A 17082-nucleotide genomic window follows, 5' to 3' on the forward strand; every position below is an offset into this window, starting at 1 on the left:
CCGACGGCCTTTGAACCGTAATTTATGGGTGCCGGCAAAGGGTGTCGAGCCAAAAAGTGTTAGGCCTCGGCCGCGGATGTAACACCTTGTTACTGCGACGTTTTTTTGCGACAGAGCGCTTGCGCGCAAGCCCTGAAACCGCTTGCTTTCAAGACCTTAGCGAGATAGCGGAGGAGCTTTTGCGTATGACGAATCACAGTCCCGTTTTCGACCCGATTGTCAAAAGTGGATGGACCAAATAGAAGACGTCGCCAATACTGAAGCACAGCTTGCAGGACCCTTCGAATTTTCTGGAAGATGCACTGCAATGCGCAACACTCATTAATCGATTCGGCAAATGAATTTGCTTTTTCAATCGAAAATCAACAACAATAGCCGTTTTCCATAAGCTGGAACCGCGCCTTCATGCGCGCGGCCAGCCGCGCTTTTCCGCGTCACCGAATCGAGATACCGACATGGCTCGCCCGAAACTGCTTCCCGACAACTTCACCTTATGCCTCGTCGGCACGGTGATCTTTGCCAGCTTCCTGCCGGTTCACGGGCAGGCCGCCGTCGGGTTCAACTGGGTAACGAACGTGGCGGTCGGCCTGCTGTTCTTCCTGCACGGCGCCAAGCTTTCACGCGAAGCGATCATTGCGGGCGCGACGCATTGGCGCCTGCACGCCGTAGTGCTGCTCAGCACGTTCGCGCTCTTTCCGCTGCTCGGCCTCGCGCTTAAGCCGCTCCTTTCGCCACTTGTCACGCCGTCGCTCTATGCGGGGATCCTCTTCCTCTGCACGCTGCCGTCTACGGTTCAGTCGTCGATCGCGTTCACCTCTATCGCCAAAGGCAACGTGCCGGCTGCCGTATGCAGCGCGTCGGCCTCGAGCCTGCTTGGCATCTTCATCACGCCCGCGCTCGTCAGCCTCGTCATCGCCAATCAGGCGGCCGGGAGCGGCGCTTCGCCCTGGCATACGGTCGGCAACATCGTGCTGCAACTTCTGGTGCCGTTCGTGGCCGGGCAGTTGCTGCGGCCGCTGATCGGCAAGTGGATCGAGCGCAATCGCGGCGTGCTGAAGTTCGTGGACCAGGGCTCGATCCTGCTGGTGGTGTACGGCGCGTTCAGCGAGGCCGTTACCGAAGGCCTGTGGCACCAGATTCCGCTCTCCGCACTCGCCGGCCTGCTGCTGGTTTGTGTCGTACTGCTTGCTCTCGCTCTTGGCGTGACGATTTTCGTCAGCAAGCGGCTCGGCTTTAGCCGTGCGGATCAGATCACGATCATCTTCTGCGGTTCGAAGAAAAGCCTGGCCGCCGGCGTGCCGATGGCCAAGGTGATTTTCGCCTCGCATGCGGTGGGCGCCGTGGTCTTGCCGCTGATGCTGTTCCACCAGATCCAGTTGATGGTGTGCGCCGCGCTCGCGCAGCGCTGGGGCGCGCGCGACACCAGCGGCGAGACCCACGCCGCCTCGCGCGAGCGGACCGCCGCCGCCGTCGCGCGCCGGTGAATACGCGCGCAATGCAAACAGGACATTCATAAGCGCCCTCCCTGAGCGTCATTTGAAGAAAGCCGCCTCGCGCGGCTTTTTTGTTATTTCACGCGCAAACGCGGCGGCTGTCGCCTCGGCCGGATGGCATAGGCGAATTCCTGGCAACGCGGAGCCCGCCGACGCAGGCGGCAGCATTCACGGAAAGGCGCACCCGCACCCGCACCACCCCGGTGCGACGCGTCACTAAAAGTTCACTTAATTACGCTCAGGTCCAGCCGATAAGCCAAAGGTCGATCGCTACGCCTACCTGCCATGCAACCTCGCTCGCCCTCCCGATCCGCCGCGCCGCGCATCGAGGAGTTGATCGCCCGGCGTGAGCTGTCCGCCGTTTTCCAGCCGATCATCGATTTCGAAGACGGCGCGATCCTCGGCTATGAAGGGCTGATCCGTGGCCCGGCCGGCACGCCGCTCGAAGCGCCGTTCGCCCTGTTTTCGCAAGCGCTCGCCGAGGGCTGCGGGATCGAACTCGAACGCGCCGCCGCGCGCACCTGCATCGACGCGTTCGCGCGGCTCGATTTCGACGGCAAGCTGTTCCTGAATTTCAGTGCGGGCGCGATCCGCCAGCTGGCCGAGTCGCGCGACGACACGCTCGCGCTACTTCGCCACCGCGGCGTCGATCCGCAGCGGCTCGTCATCGAGTTGACGGAGCAAAGCATGATTCCCGACGTGGGCAGTTTCCAGCCGGTGATCTCAGCGCTGCGCGCGGCTGGCGCGCAATTCGCGCTCGACGATTACGGCACCGCGAACGCCAGCATGAATCTTTGGGTGCGGCTGCAACCGGACGTCGTGAAGATCGATCGCTTCTTCATTCACGACATTGCCTGCGATCCGCTCAAGTTCGAAGCCGTGCGCGCGATGCAGCACTTCGCCAGTGCAAGCGGCGCGCGGCTCGTGGCCGAGGGCATCGAAAACGAAGCGGATCTGATCGTGGTGCGCGACATGGGGATTGGCTGCGGGCAGGGCTTTTTCTTCGGCCGTCCGCACGCGCAACCGGCCCGCAAGGTGACCGACGACGCTCGTGACGCGCTGCGCGCCGGCCACATCGCCGTATTTCCCGAGACCACGCGCACGCTGAGCAGCGCATCGCCTTCGGGTGGCATGGCGTCGGCGAAGATGCTGGTGCACGCGCCCGCGCTGCCGCGCCAGGCGACCAACAACGACGTGCTCGAACTGTTCAACCGCCTGCCCGACCTGCACGCGGTCGCGGTGGTCGAGCACGACGAGCCGGTCGCGCTGATCAACCGCCGCAGCTTCATGGATCGCTACGCGCTGCCGTATCACCGCGAGCTGTTCGGCAAGCGCCCTTGCCTGCTGTTCGCCAATGCATCGCCGGTGATCATCGAGAAATCGATGACGGTCGAGCAGATGGCCCAGCTTCTCGCGAGCGACGATCAGCGCTATCTCGCCGACGGCTTCGTCATCACCGACAACGGTAAGTACGCCGGCCTCGGCACCGGCGAAAATCTCGTGCGCGCGGTGACCGAGGTGCGTATCGAAGCCGCCCGCTATGCGAACCCGCTGACCTTCCTGCCGGGCAACATCCCGATCAGTTCGCACATTGCCCGCCTGCTCGGCAACGACGCCGGTTTCTACGCCTGCTACGTCGATCTGAACCACTTCAAGCCGTTCAATGATCAGTACGGCTACTGGCAAGGCGACGAAGTGCTGAAATTCGCCGCCGTCGTGCTTGCCGACGTATGCGACCCAACCCGCGATTTCCTCGGGCACGTGGGCGGCGACGACTTCCTGATCCTGTTTCAGAGCGAAGACTGGCGCGAACGCGTGCTGCGCGCGATCCACGTGTTCAACGAAGGAGCGCAGCGCTTTTATGCGCCGGCTGACCGGCTAGCCGGAGGCATACACGGCGAGGACCGGCGCGGCAATCGCACCTTCTTCGGTTTCGTGACGATGGCGATTGGCTGCGTGCGCGTCGAGCCAGGCGACGGACCGTCGCTCTATAGCAGCGAGGAAATTGCCTCCGTGGCGGCACTCGCCAAGCGGCGCGCGAAGCACGAAGCCAGCGGTTTCGTGCTGATCGACGCCGACGAAAGCGTGTCGCTGCTGCGCGGACAGGGCGAAATCACGCCTGTGCTGCCTGAGTGAACAGGTAGCAAACAACATGACCCAAGTATTGTTTAGCTTGTTTTACTAAACAACATAGTTCAGGCCAACACCATTATCTACGGGTATTTCCGGGTGTGGATCGACGGTTTTCCGGGCTGATTTAGGGCAGTTTTACTATACAATCGCCCGAACCCAAACACCGTGCGGCCGCTATGCGCGGCCGCCTGATTCGATGGCCACAACCATCCGCGACGTCGCCCGCGCGGCCAGCGTGTCGATCGGCACCGTCTCACGCGCATTGAAGAACCAGCCAGGCCTGTCCGAGGCCACCCGCGAGCGCGTCGTCGAAGCGGCGCGCAAGCTCGGCTATGACGCCGCCCAGTTGCGCCCGCGCATTCGCCGCCTCACGTTCCTGCTGCACCGTCAGCACAACAATTTCGCCGTCAGCCCGTTCTTTTCGCACGTGCTGCACGGCGTGGAAGACGCCTGCCGCGAACGCGGCATCGTGCCCTCCGTGCTGACCGCCGGCCCCACCGAAGACGTGATCCAGCAGATGCGCCTGCATGCGCCGGATGCGGTGGCGATTGCCGGTTTCGTCGAACCGGAAACGCTGGCCACGCTGGTGGCGATGCAACGCCCGCTCGTGCTGATCGACCTGTGGGCGCCCGGCATGCGCTCGGTGAATCTCGACAACGCCGCAGGCGCCACGCTCGCCATGCGGCACCTGTTCGAACAGCAGCGCAAGCGCGTCGCGTTTATCGGCGGTTCGCTCGCGCACTTCAGCATCGCGCAGCGGGCGCTCGGCTACCGGCGCGCGTTTTTCGAAGCGGGCTTGCTGTTCGACCCGTCGCTGGAAGTGACTATCGACGGCGGCCTCGATCCCGACAGCGGCGCGGCGCGCGCGATGCATCAACTGCTCGACGCGCCGGGCCCACGCCCCGACGCCGTGTTCGCCTACAACGACGCCGCCGCGCTCGCCGCACTGCGCGCCTGCCTTGCGCGAGGCCTGCGTGTGCCCGAGGACATCGCCATCATCGGTTTCGACGATATTCCCGCCGCCGCGCATGCCACGCCGCCGTTGTCCACCCTCTCGGTCGACAAGGAAGCGCTCGGCCGGCGCGGCGTCGAACTTCTGCTTGAAGACGCACCTGCCGAACTGGAAGTCAGCCTGCCCGTTCATCTCATTGCCCGTGCCAGTACTTTGGTGAAAACGCCATGACGCAATCCGATCCGCTTCACCCCGCTAACGGCGCCGTTGCGGTGCCGCCAGTCGAGAGCTTTCGCAAGCGCGACTTTCTGCTCTCGCATGTGCAGGACACGTTGCGCTTTTACGCGCCGAACGTGTTCGATCCGAGCGGCGGCTTTTTCCATTTCTTCCGCGACGACGGTTCGGTCTACGACAAAACCACGCGGCATCTGGTGAGTAGTTGCCGCTACGTCTTCAATTACGCGATGGCGTATCGCCAGTTCGGCGACCCGCAGCATCTCGAATACGCGCGCCACGGTTTGCAGTTCCTGCGCGAGGCGCATTGGGACGCCCAGCACGAAGGCTACGACTGGGAACTCGAATGGCACGACGGCAAGAAGCGCACGCTCGACGCGACGCGCCACTGCTACGGCCTCGCGTTCGTCCTGCTCGCGTATTCGCATGCGGCGATGGCCGGCATCGAGGAAGCGAAGCCCATGATCGGCGCGACCTTCGAGTTGATGGAACACCGCTTCTGGGACGCCGCCGCGGGCCTCTATGCCGACGAAGCATCCCCCGAATGGCGGGTCAGTTCGTACCGCGGGCAGAACGCGAACATGCACACCACCGAGGCGCTGCTCGCCGCGCACGAAGCGACCGGCCATCTCGTCTACCTGGATCGCGCCGAACGGGTGGCGTCGAATATCACGCTGCGCCAGGCAAAGTTGTCGCAAGGGCTGGTGTGGGAGCACTTTCACGCGGACTGGTCGGTCGACTGGCACTACAACGAGGAAGACAGCTCGAACATTTTCCGGCCGTGGGGTTTCCAGCCGGGGCATCAAACCGAATGGGCCAAGCTGCTGCTGATTCTCGAGCGCTTCCGGCCGTTGCCGTGGCTGCTGCCACGCGCCATCGAACTGTTCGACGCCGCCATGACGCACGCCTGGGATGAAGACCACGGCGGCCTCTATTACGGCTTCGGTCCCGACGGCACCGTGTGCGACCACGACAAATATTTCTGGGTGCAGGCGGAGACCTTCGCGACCGCCGCGCTGCTCGGCAAGCGCACCGGCAACGAACGCTTCTGGGACTGGTACGACGAGATCTGGCGCTATAGCTGGGCGCATTTCGTCGATCACAAGTATGGCGCGTGGTATCGCATCCTCACGTGCGACAACCGCAAGTACAGCGACGAAAAAAGTCCCGCCGGCAAGACCGACTATCACACCATGGGCGCGTGCTACGAAGTACTGGCCCACGCGCTGCCCGATGGCGCGGCCACGGCGTCCGAATCCGCGGAGCAGACAACATGAGCAACCCCAACGCGAATAGCGAATTCCCCCTCTTCGTCTCGGCCGGCGACATTCTCACCGATCTCGTGCGCACCGGCCCTTCGCAATGGCTGTCGCGCCCCGGCGGCGCCGGCTGGAACGTGGCGCGCTGCGTGGCTCGGCTCGGCCTGCCCACTGCGTGCGCCGGATCGTTAGGCGTCGACAATTTCTCCGATGAGCTGTGGAACGCGAGCGTGGCCGCGGGGCTCGACATGCGTTTCATGCAGCGCGTGGAACGCCCGCCGTTGCTCGCGATCGTGCATCAGACGCATCCGCCCGCGTACTTCTTCATGGGCGAGAACAGCGCCGATCTGGCCTTCGATCCGGCGAAACTGCCGGCGGGCTGGGCGAGCCATGTGAAGTGGGCGCACTTCGGCTGCATCAGCCTCGTGCGGCAGCCGATCGGCGACACGCTCGCCACGCTTGCCGCCGAGTTGCGTTCGCAAGGTGTGAAGATCAGCTTCGATCCGAACTACCGGAATCTGATGGAACACGGCTACGAACCCACGCTGCGCAAAATGGCCGCGCTCGCCGATCTCATCAAGGTGTCGGACGAAGACTTGCGCCTGCTGTTCAAAACCGACGACGAAGCCGGCGCACTTGCGCAGCTGCAGGCCATGAATCCCGCCGCCACCGTGCTGGTCACACGCGGGCCGGAGAGCGCCATGTTGATCGACGGCGCCATGGTGACCGAGGCGCGGCCGCCGCGCGTCGAAGTCGTCGACACGGTCGGCGCGGGCGATGCGTCGATCGGCGGCCTGCTGTTCAGCCTGATGACCGCGCCGCAGCGCGCGTGGCCGGAGCACCTCGCCTTCGCGCTGGCCGCCGGCGCGGCTGCGTGCCGCCACGCTGGCGCGCACGCGCCGTCGCTCGATGAAGTCGTGGCGCTCCTGTAATCCGCTTGCCTTGTGCGGCGCGCATTGTCACTGGCAGCGCGCGCCGGCAGGGTGGAGAACCCCGGCGCCGTCATCGTGCTAGGATGAAAAAACCGAAACCTTTGGAAGATGGAGCGACGCCATGGACGACATCACCTACACCAAAGGCATCTACACGGCCATTGCCTCGATACGCGAAATAGATAGCGATACCTGGCAAGGCGTGGTCACCCTCTCGCGCGACGAAGGCGACGCAACCGCCGACCAGGAAACCACGGTCTACGAAGTCGACGCCACTTCGTCCACGCCTGAGGAAGCCCTCGAGGAAGCCAAGGCGCTCGCTCATCGCATTCTCGGGGAAATCGAACTCTAGGCAGACCGGCGCCGCGCGTTTCGCGTTTTGCTATTCGCGTTTGCTTCTTGCGTTTGCTCTTTGCGTTCGCGTTGCGCCACCCTGGACTAACTGGCCGGAGGCGGTCATGGCTGAACAGCTCTTCCTCTACGGCGTGTATTCGATTCACGTCCGCCCGCTCGAACTCAGCGGTGCTCGCTGGGATGCGGAATACGAAATCCGCCATCGCGAGAAAGCCGTCAAACCGTGGACGACGGTAGGCGGCGACAACGGTTACGGCGCCGCGACCGAAGCTGTCGTGGCCGCGCATCAGCAGGCTGTCGACGATATCGAACACGGTGCGGGCATTCCCAAACCGCGTGCGTTTCCGTGAGTACGAAGCGCGCAGGCTTTCGCGTTAATGACAGGGTTGCACGATCACTTCAGTGCCCGGCAGTACGCCGTGCCTTGACGTAAGAGTCGCACGCGGCAGCCCGCCGCGCGGCTCGCCTTTCAAGCGCCCGCGCACCCGCCCAACCCACGCTCCGCTGCCAAAGCGGCGTGCTACGCTTTGGCCGTTTTCATTTCCACGATCCTGCAATGGCGACAGAACCGACAGACCGTCCTTCAAGCTTCGGCAATGGCGAAGCACGCGCGCCGGCGCGCCGCCCGCGCGGCAGCCGCGAATTGCGTCTGGACGATCGCGTGGTCATCGCGCACGGCATGCCGACACCGCTCTGGCAGGATCTCTATCACCGCGCTCTCGTGGTTCGCTGGCCGACCTTTTTCGTGTCGCTCGCGGTCCTGTTCCTGCTGCTCAACACCGCGTTCGCCACGCTCTACCTGCTGGGCGACGCGCCGATCGCCAATCAGTTTCCGGCGGGATTCAGCGGTGCATTCTTCTTTAGCGTGGAAACGCTCGCCACGGTCGGCTACGGCGACATGCATCCGCAAACCGTTTACGCGCACTGGATCGCCACGCTGGAAATTTTCGTCGGCATGTCCAGCATCGCGTTGGCGACGGGGCTGATCTTCGCGCGCTTTTCGCGCCCGCATGCCAAGATCATGTTCACCCGCTACGCGGTGATCCGGCCGATCGACGGCCGCATGACGCTGATGGTGCGCTCGGCCAACGCGCGTCAGAACGTGATCGCGGAGGCCCGCGCGAAACTGCGCATTCTGCGCCAGGAGACCAGCGCCGAAGGTTATACGTTGCGCAAGCTCTATGACCTGACGCTGTTGCGCGATCAACACCCGGTGTTCAAACTGGGCTGGACGCTAATGCACATCATCGACGAAAGCAGTCCGCTGTTCGGCGAAACCGCCGAGACGCTCAAAGGCCGCGACACGTCGCTGATTCTCACGCTGGAGGGCGTCGACGAGTCGACCTCCCAAACTATGCAGGCACGCCACATGTGGTCGTGCGATCAGATCTACTGGCATCACCGTTTCGCCGACATCATGAGCGAGCAGGACGGCGTGAGCCATATCGATTACGCGCATTTCGACGAAATCGTGCCGCTCGACGACGCGCCCATTGCGGCCCCGAGAGCGCCGGCGCCGGCGCAGTAAGCGGGTCGAAACGCACCAGGGCATACCCGAATGCCGCCGCCGCGTGGCAGATCTATCTCAAAACTCCGTTAAAACGCTTGGCTCTTCTCGCCTCTTCGCGAGTTGCTGACCAAAGTAGAAATAATTCACTCTAATCGGCGCTAAAAAATAGAGTCTCTTTCGCTGCGCCAACTTCGTGGTCCCCACCACCGCGCGCGGATGCAAACCGCAACTATGTTGCATGGGATCGGAGTAAGCGCTAAAGCGCCAACTCCGATCGACAACGGAGACTCCCCCATGACCGCTCGCCTGCCCATCGACGGCACGCCCGCACTGGCCGATTACAAGCTATCCGATAACCTCACCGCGACGCGCGGCCGCATCTTCCTGACCGGCACGCAGGCGCTGGTGCGCCTCGCGCTCATGCAGCGCGCCGCCGACAAGGCTCGCGGCCTGAACACCGCCGGCTTCATTAGCGGTTATCGCGGCTCGCCGCTCGGGATGGTCGACCAGCAGTTGTGGAAAGCGAACAAACTGCTCACGGCGAGTGATATTCGCTTCTTGCCCGCCATCAATGAAGAACTCGGCGGCACCGCCGTGCTCGGCACGCAGCGAGTGGAATCCGACCCGGAACGCACCGTCGAGGGCGTATTCGCGATGTGGTACGGCAAGGGCCCGGGCGTGGACCGCGCCGGCGACGCGCTCAAGCACGGCAACGCTTACGGCTCGTCGCCGCACGGCGGCGTGCTGGTGGTGGCGGGCGACGACCACGGCTGCGTGTCGTCGTCCATGCCGCATCAGAGCGATTTCGCGTTGATGGCCTGGCATATGCCGGTCGTGAATCCGTCCAACATCGCCGACATGCTCGAGTTCGGTTTGTACGGCTGGGCGCTGTCGCGCTTCTCGGGCGCGTGGGTCGGCTACAAGGCGATCTCCGAAACGGTCGAATCGGGCTCGACGGTCGATCTCGACGCGCTGCGCACCGACTGGGCCGCACCGCAGGATTTCGCAGCACCGGCAGGTGGCCTGCACAATCGCTGGCCCGATCTGCCGAGCCTGACAATCGAATCGCGCATGCACGCCAAGCTCGACGCGGTACGCCACTTCGCTCGCGTGAACAGCATCGACAAATGGATCGCGCCGAGCCCGCATGCGAACGTGGGGATCGTGACGTGCGGCAAGGCCCACCTGGACCTGATGGAAACGCTGCGCCGTCTCGATCTGACGGTCGCCGATCTGGAAGCGGCCGGCGTGCGGATCTACAAGGTCGGCCTGTCGTTTCCGCTGGAAATGACGCGCATCGACGCGTTCGTCTCCGGCTTGTCCGAAGTGCTGGTGATCGAGGAGAAAGGCCCGGTCATCGAACAGCAGATCAAGGACTATCTGTACAACCGCTCGCAAGGCACGCGGCCGATCGTGATCGGCAAGAACGCCGAAGACGGCACGCTGCTGCTGTCCTCGCTCGGGGAATTGCGGCCGTCGCGCATTCTGCCGGTGTTCGCCAACTGGCTCGCGAAGCACAAGCCCGCGCTCGATCGTCGCGAACGCGTGGTCGATCTGGTCGCGCCGCAAATTCTCTCGAACGCGGCGGACAGCGTGAAGCGCACGCCGTACTTCTGCTCGGGTTGTCCGCACAATACCTCGACCAAAGTACCCGAAGGGTCGATCGCGCATGCGGGCATCGGCTGTCACTTCATGGCTTCATGGATGGAGCGCGACACGACCGGCCTGATCCAGATGGGCGGCGAAGGCGTGGACTGGGCGTCGCACTCCATGTTCACGAAAACGCGCCACGTATTCCAGAATCTCGGCGACGGCACCTACTTCCACTCCGGCATTCTGGCGATCCGCCAGGCGGTGGCCGCGAAAGCCACCATCACGTACAAGATTCTCTATAACGACGCCGTCGCGATGACGGGCGGCCAGCCGGTGGACGGCAGCATCTCGGTGCCGCAGATCGCGCGTCAGGTGGAAGCCGAGGGCGTGTCGCGCTTCGTCGTGGTCAGCGACGAGCCGGAGAAATACGACGGCCATCACGACCTCTTTCCGAAGGGCACCACGTTCCACCATCGCAGCGAAATGGACACCGTGCAGCGCGAATTGCGCGACACCGACGGTGTGACCGTACTGATCTACGACCAGACCTGTGCGGCGGAAAAACGCCGGCGCCGGAAAAAAGGCGAATTCCCCGATCCGGACAAGCGTCTTTTCATCAACGAAGAAGTTTGCGAAGGCTGTGGCGATTGTGGCGTGCAGTCGAATTGCCTGTCAGTCGAACCGGTTGAAACGGCATTGGGCCGCAAACGCCGCATCGACCAATCGTCGTGCAACAAAGACTATTCGTGCGTGAATGGCTTCTGCCCGAGCTTCGTCACGGTGGAAGGCGGCAAGCTGAAGAAAGCCGCGGGCGCCGCATTCGATCCGCAAGCATTGGCCGCACGCGTCGACGCGTTGCCGATTCCCGCAACGCATCTCGACGCCGCGCCGTACGACATTCTGGTGACGGGCGTCGGCGGCACGGGCGTCGTGACGGTCGGCGCATTGATCAGCATGGCTGCGCATCTGGAAGGCAAGAGCGCGTCGGTGCTCGACTTCATGGGCTTCGCGCAAAAGGGCGGCTCGGTGCTGTCGTTCGTGCGTTTCGCCGCGCGTGACGAGTGGCTCAATCAGGTGCGTATCGACACGCAGCAAGCCGACGTGCTGCTCGCCTGCGATATGGTGGTCGGCGCAAGCGCCGATGCGCTGCAAACGGTGCGTCATGGCCGCACGCGCATTGTCGTGAACACGCATGCGATTCCGAACGCGACGTTCGTGACCAATCCTGATGCGACGCTGCACGCCGACGCGCTGATCGACAAGATGCGTCACGCGGCAGGCGCGGAGCGCATGTCGACATGCGACGCACAGGCACTCGCCACGCGCTTTCTCGGCGACACCATCGGCGCGAACATTCTGATGCTCGGTTATGCCTGGCAACTTGGACTCGTGCCCGTATCGTTCGGCGCGATGATGCGCGCGATCGAATTGAACAACGTCGCGGTGCAGATGAACCAGCTCGCGTTTTCGATCGGCCGCCTCGCTGCGCAAGATCCGGCCGCGCTCGAATCGCTGTGGCAGGCACGGCATCTGGCGAAGCAGGCTGTGCGCGTCGATACGCTCGACGAACTGATCGCGCATCGCGAAGGGCGTCTGCAGATTTACGGCGGCGCGACGTATGTGAAGCGCTACCGTGCGCTCGTCGATGCGGCACGCCGCGCGGAGACCGCCGTGGACACGAAGAGCGAGCGCATGACGCGCGCGGTGGCAACCACGTTCTATCGTCTGCTCGCGGTGAAGGACGAATACGAAGTGGCGCGCCTGCATACCGATGCCGCGTTCCGTGAAGCGCTGGAAGCGCAATTCGAAGGCGTGGCCGGCAAGGACTTCGGCATCAAGTTCAATCTCGCGCCCCCGACGCTCACGCGCCCGCAACCCGGCAAGAATCCGGCCAAGAAATCCTTCGGCCAATGGATGTGGCCGGTGCTAGGCACGCTGGCGAAATTCAGCAGCCTGCGCGGCACGATGCTCGATCCGTTTGGCCGCACGCTGGAGCGCAAGATGGAGCGTGAACTTGCCGGCGACTACGAAACCACGATGCAACGTGCGTTCGCCAAGCTCAACGCCGGCAATCTGGAAGACGTGGCGAAGCTCGCCGACCTGCACGCCCGCGTGCGCGGTTATGGTCACGTAAAGCTCGCGAATCTGGCGGGTGTGAAGCGTGGCGAGCGCGATCTGGCCGCACGCTTGCAGATCGAAGCGGCGACCGGTGAATCGGTACGGAAATCGCTCGAAGAGGTAAAAGGCGCGGGGCAGTTGCGCGGCATTCCGGTGGTCGTGGCGAAGTAGTGTTCTTCGCTTTCCTTGCACGTGGACATGCGTGAATCAATGCCGCTTCGGGAGCGATCTCGAAGCGGCATTTTCTTTGCCCGGTGATTTAGCTACGCGATGCGTCCATCAGCGCTCTGACTTTCGCGACCCTGGCCGCATCGACCGGCGCGAGACCCTTGCCGTCCACGCGAACGCCCGAACCGAAATGCACCGCTTCGACTTGCGTGCTGCTCACAAAACCGGCGACGGCATCGACCGTCAAGCCGGCGCCGGCCAGCACCGTCAAATGCGAACCGGACGCTTGCCGCACCAGCTCGCGGATCGTCGCTTCAGCGTGCAGAACTGAAGGTTGTCCACCCGAGGTCAGCACATTCGTTACGGCATCGAAACCGAGCAGCACGTCGAGCGACTGGTGCATATCACGCGCTTCGTCGAACGCGCGGTGGAAGGTGATTGCCAGTCCATCTGCCGCGTCGATCGCACGCGCGAGGCCTTCGCGATCGATCTCGCCCGCGGCATTCAGCATGCCGATCACGACCCCGTTCGCGCCTGCCGCCTTGAACGCCCGCACGTCGCGCAGCATCACCGCGTAATCGTCGGCGTCGTACACGAACGAGCGGCTATGCGGCCGCACGATTACGTTCACGGGAATCTCGACCGCCGCCACCACCGCTTCGATCAAGCCGAGGCTCGGCGTCAGGCCGCCCTCGCCCATTGCGGTGACAAGTTCGAGACGGTCGGCGCCCGCTTGCGCGGCAAGGCGAGCGTCGGCAACGGTCGTGGCAATGACTTCTAGAAGGACGGACATAAGCACGGCTGAAGATCGTTGAAACCGACATGATCTCCAAAAATGCCCCGGGCCGCCCCAAATTTTTTTGCGCTCCCTTGAGAGGCTGCCGCGCAACGACAGTTAGGGACACTCAAAAATGCTCTTCGTCCACCCAGTCAATGTCGCCGCACAACACGCAGGTCTGCGCGCCGACGCGCGTCGCCACCGAAAGCGTCACGCACGGCAAAGCCTCGTTGATCGACAGATAGGGACGCGTCACATGCACACGCTCCGGCGCATTGATCGCATCGCGAAAATACGGACGACGCAGCCAGTTCGCGCCCTGCGCGTCGGCGAGCGGCAAAAAGCGCGTTTCATGCGCCGCGCGATCGGCGCGCAGCACGACGTTGCGACCCGCCTGCTTGCCCTTCGCGTCGAGCAGAAAGCAGCGCGCCGCATGGTCGAGGGCGAGAAAATTCCAGCACACTTCCTCGAGCGGTTCGCCGGCCGCGAGGCGTTCCGCCGCCCGCTCGAAAGCCCGCAAATACGGCGCAAGCCGGCTTGCGTTGCGGCGCTCGCGCGCTTCGGTCTGGTCGCGATAACGCTCGGTGAGCTCGCTGATGCAGGTGGTCGCGTGCAGCGCGTCGGCCGCGCCCGGGTTCGGGCGGCCGAAGAAAAAGCCTTGCACGAAGTCCGCGTTGCAGGCGAGCGCCATTTGCGCTTCATGCTCCGTTTCCACGCCTTCGATCAGTACCAGTTTGCCCGCCTCGTGCAGCAGCGCGACGAGCCCCGGCAGAATCGTCGCCATGTCGGCGCGATGCGCGGCGTGCGACAGCATGACGCGATCGAGCTTCACGATATCCGGATTCAATTGCCAGATCCGTTCGACGTTCGAGTGTCCCGCGCCGAAGTCGTCGAGTGCGATCAGGAAACCGCGCTCGCGGAACTGGCGCACGGCGTCGGCGAGACGCTCCAGATCTTCCGCGCGATGTTCGAGCACTTCGAGCACGATGCGCCGCGGCGGCAGATCGAGCCGCTTCAACGTGGCCAGCAACGCGGCGGCGAGATACGGATCGGTGAGCGCGCCGGGATGCACGTTCAGGAACAGCCATTCGCGCTCGGCGCCGAGCACCTTGAAATTTTCCAGATGCAGCGTCTGGGCCAGCCGGTCCACCTGAAGCACGTCGCCGAGGCGCGCGGCTTCGCCGAATACGTCGAGCGGCGACACGGGCCGGTCGAGCCCGTCATGCGCCCGCAGCAGCCCTTCGTAGCCGACAGCCCGCATATGCGACAGACTGAAAATCGGCTGAAACACGCTGCTTAGCGTGAGCTCGCCATGCTGCACCGTAAAACGTTCGAGCCCCGACGTCATCTCGACCTCGAAGCCATGCGGCGCGCTGGCCGTTCTTTCCTGTTGCGCAATCGTCATGCAGTCCTCTCACGCGAGAGCCGGGCCGGTCCGAACGCGGAGGCGAACAACCTCGGCGCCGTTTCTCAAATGTGCGTCATCGATATACCTTAAGCAAGCTCCATGCGCACGCTGACGCACATTCCAATGAAATTTATACGAAAGATTGCGCACGCGGACGGGAGCATGCGCCGCTCGTGGGCGTAGAGCGCACCGTTAAGGTGCGCAACCTCGTCGAGGCGCTCATGCGCCGCGGATTGGCGCCTTCGTGACGCCTTCGTGACGCCCTCATGCCGCGCCGGCGATGGCACAAGCCGTCGACGGGCTAAACTTCGGCCTTGCACTTCGTAAGCGCCGCATGGCCGATAGGCGAAGATCACCGAAGCAACGCCGTTATATCCCCCGAAATAGACCGATGGACATTGTCTTTACCGTATTGATTCTTTTGCTCGCCGTCGCCGCCTCGGGCGTCGTCACCCGCATCTTGCCGGTCTCGTTGCCGCTGCCGCTCGTGCAGATCGCGATCGGTGCGTTGCTCGCATGGCCGAAGCTCGGGCTGCACGTCACGTTCGACCCGGAAATTTTCATGATGCTGTTCATTCCGCCTTTGCTGTTCGCGGACGGATGGCGCATTCCCAAGCGCGAATTCTTCATGGCGCGCCGCTCGATCCTGATGCTCGCGCTCGGCCTCGTGTTCATGACGGTGCTGGTGGTCGGCTACTTCGTGCATGCGCTGGTGCCGTCGATCTCGCTGCCGGTTGCGTTCGCGCTGGCCGCGGTGTTGTCGCCGACGGATGCGGTGGCGCTATCCGGCATCGTCGGCAAGGGCAAGATCCCTGGGCGGCTCATGCACATCCTGGAAGGCGAGGCGCTGATGAACGACGCGTCGGGACTGGTCGCGTTGAAGTTCGCCATTGCCGCCGCGCTGACCGGCGTGTTTTCGTTGCGCGAAGCGTCGATCAGTTTCGTGATCATCGCCGCGGGCGGCCTTGCGATCGGCGCGGCAGTGAGCTGGCTGTTCAGTTTCGTGTCGGCGCGCTTCCTGAATCTCACCGAAGAAGGCGACCCGGCGCCCGGCGTCGTCATGACGCTGCTGATTCCGTTCGCCGCGTATCTGATCGCCGAGCGCCTCGAGTTGTCCGGCATTCTGGCCGCGGTCGCCGCCGGCATGATGATGAACTACGCGACGATTGCGAACGCCGGACCGGTGTCGTCACGGGTGCGCGCCACCAGCACGTGGACGATGATCGAGTTCGTCTTCAACGGCATGGTGTTCATTCTGCTGGGGCTGCAGTTTCCACACATTCTCGGACGCGCATTGCTCGACGCGCACGAGACCAGCAACGCGCAGGTCTGGCTGCTGATCGGCTATATCGCCGCGGTGGGGGTGGCGCTCTATGCGATGCGCTTCGTGTGGGTCTGGCTGCTGCGCTGGTTCGCGAGCCGCGGCGCCGCGAAGCAGGGCGTGGCGAATGCGGTGCCGGGTTTGCGCACGGTCACGATCACGACGGTGGCCGGCGTACGCGGAGCAGTGACACTCGCGGGCGTGCTGTCCTTGCCGGAGGTGTTGCCGGGTGGCGTCCCGCTGCCGGGCCGCGATCTGGCGATCTTCATCGCATCCGGCGTGATTCTGCTTTCGCTGCTGGTGGCCGTCGTGGCGCTACCGCTGTTGCTGAATGGCTGGCGCCGTGGCAAGGATCCGCATGCCGCCGAGGAATTGCTCGCGCGCACGATGGCCGCGCAAGCGGCGATTCGGGCCGTCGACGAGGTGCACGACACCGAGTGCGCTGATCTGGATGAATCGGCTTCGGCGTACGCGGCGGATGTCACCGCGCGAGTCATGGACCTCTATCGGCGCCGCCTCGCCACGCTCGATGAAGAGCAGGAGCCCCGCGAGCTGGCGCGCCGCGCCGATGCGCTGGAGTTCAGAATGAAGCTCGCGGCCATGCGAGCCGAGCGCAAGACACTGCTCGCGCTGCGCAGCACTCAGGAGATCAATGACGAGACGTTGAACAAGCTGATGCGCGAAGTGGACCTGTCAGAGACTGCGCTGACGGCGCGCAGGCGCTGACGCGCGACGCTGCGTGATGGCGGTTCCAGCGGCTGGCGCGTTTCTCCGCATGAGACATCACGGAGACAGAAGCCCGCGCCGCCGCCGAACCGCTTGATACGAG

General features: G+C 63.9%; 12 protein-coding genes. 10 read left to right on the top strand and 2 right to left on the bottom strand.

Annotated features, from left to right (window positions below):
- Window positions 1-455 precede the first annotated feature (455 nt).
- The 9 genes from AC57B1_RS02875 (at window position 456) to AC57B1_RS02915 (ending at window position 12749) form a co-directional block, all read left to right on the top strand.
- Window positions 456-1484 carry a bile acid:sodium symporter family protein gene (locus tag AC57B1_RS02875; protein ID WP_496416500.1) on the top strand — a complete coding sequence of 343 codons (1029 nt, stop codon included), beginning with the start codon at window positions 456-458 and terminating at the stop codon, window positions 1482-1484.
- Window positions 1485-1778: 294 nt separating this feature from the next.
- The gene (locus AC57B1_RS02880) at window positions 1779-3629 is read left to right on the top strand and encodes an EAL domain-containing protein (protein WP_496416501.1); all 1851 of its coding nucleotides are present in this window, start codon (window positions 1779-1781) and stop codon (window positions 3627-3629) included.
- A 193-nt stretch (window positions 3630-3822) separates the two neighbouring features.
- The gene (locus tag AC57B1_RS02885; protein ID WP_496416502.1) at window positions 3823-4809 is read left to right on the top strand and encodes a LacI family DNA-binding transcriptional regulator; all 987 of its coding nucleotides are present in this window, start codon (window positions 3823-3825) and stop codon (window positions 4807-4809) included.
- Window positions 4806-6089, top strand: a complete 1284-nt coding sequence (locus tag AC57B1_RS02890; RefSeq protein WP_091797005.1) for an AGE family epimerase/isomerase — start codon at window positions 4806-4808, stop codon at window positions 6087-6089. The genes AC57B1_RS02885 and AC57B1_RS02890 overlap by 4 nt, the downstream gene beginning before the upstream one ends.
- Window positions 6086-7003 (top strand): carbohydrate kinase family protein, encoded by a 918-nt coding sequence (locus AC57B1_RS02895; RefSeq protein ID WP_496416503.1) that lies wholly within the window; start codon window positions 6086-6088, stop codon window positions 7001-7003. The genes AC57B1_RS02890 and AC57B1_RS02895 overlap by 4 nt, the downstream gene beginning before the upstream one ends.
- 121 nt (window positions 7004-7124) lie before the next feature.
- Window positions 7125-7355 (top strand): hypothetical protein, encoded by a 231-nt coding sequence (locus AC57B1_RS02900; RefSeq protein ID WP_408343726.1) that lies wholly within the window; start codon window positions 7125-7127, stop codon window positions 7353-7355.
- 106 nt (window positions 7356-7461) lie between these two features.
- Complete coding sequence (locus tag AC57B1_RS02905) at window positions 7462-7707, top strand: hypothetical protein (protein WP_496416504.1); 246 nt, start codon at window positions 7462-7464, stop codon at window positions 7705-7707.
- A gap of 206 nt (window positions 7708-7913) precedes the next feature.
- Entirely contained in the window at window positions 7914-8885 is a 972-nt protein-coding gene (locus AC57B1_RS02910; RefSeq protein WP_496416505.1) for an ion channel, read from the top strand.
- Window positions 8886-9161: 276 nt separating this feature from the next.
- On the top strand, window positions 9162-12749 hold the full coding sequence (locus tag AC57B1_RS02915; protein WP_496416506.1) for an indolepyruvate ferredoxin oxidoreductase family protein: 3588 nt from the start codon (window positions 9162-9164) through the stop codon (window positions 12747-12749).
- Between the two features lie 88 nt (window positions 12750-12837).
- Here the strand turns inward: AC57B1_RS02915 and AC57B1_RS02920 are convergent, their stop codons facing one another.
- Both AC57B1_RS02920 and AC57B1_RS02925 read right to left on the bottom strand, forming a co-directional pair.
- The gene (locus AC57B1_RS02920; RefSeq protein ID WP_496416507.1) at window positions 12838-13539 is read right to left on the bottom strand and encodes a copper homeostasis protein CutC; all 702 of its coding nucleotides are present in this window, start codon (window positions 13537-13539) and stop codon (window positions 12838-12840) included.
- A gap of 112 nt (window positions 13540-13651) precedes the next feature.
- Entirely contained in the window at window positions 13652-14929 is a 1278-nt protein-coding gene (locus tag AC57B1_RS02925) for a sensor domain-containing phosphodiesterase (protein WP_091797019.1), read from the bottom strand.
- 394 nt (window positions 14930-15323) lie between these two features.
- Between AC57B1_RS02925 and AC57B1_RS02930 the strand changes: the two genes are divergently transcribed.
- Window positions 15324-16979, top strand: coding sequence for a Na+/H+ antiporter (locus AC57B1_RS02930; RefSeq protein ID WP_091797021.1), 1656 nt, complete (start codon window positions 15324-15326; stop codon window positions 16977-16979).
- Window positions 16980-17082 lie beyond the last annotated feature (103 nt).

Source organism: Paraburkholderia sp. BGA-UO-ETr-F21, from assembly GCF_059567925.1.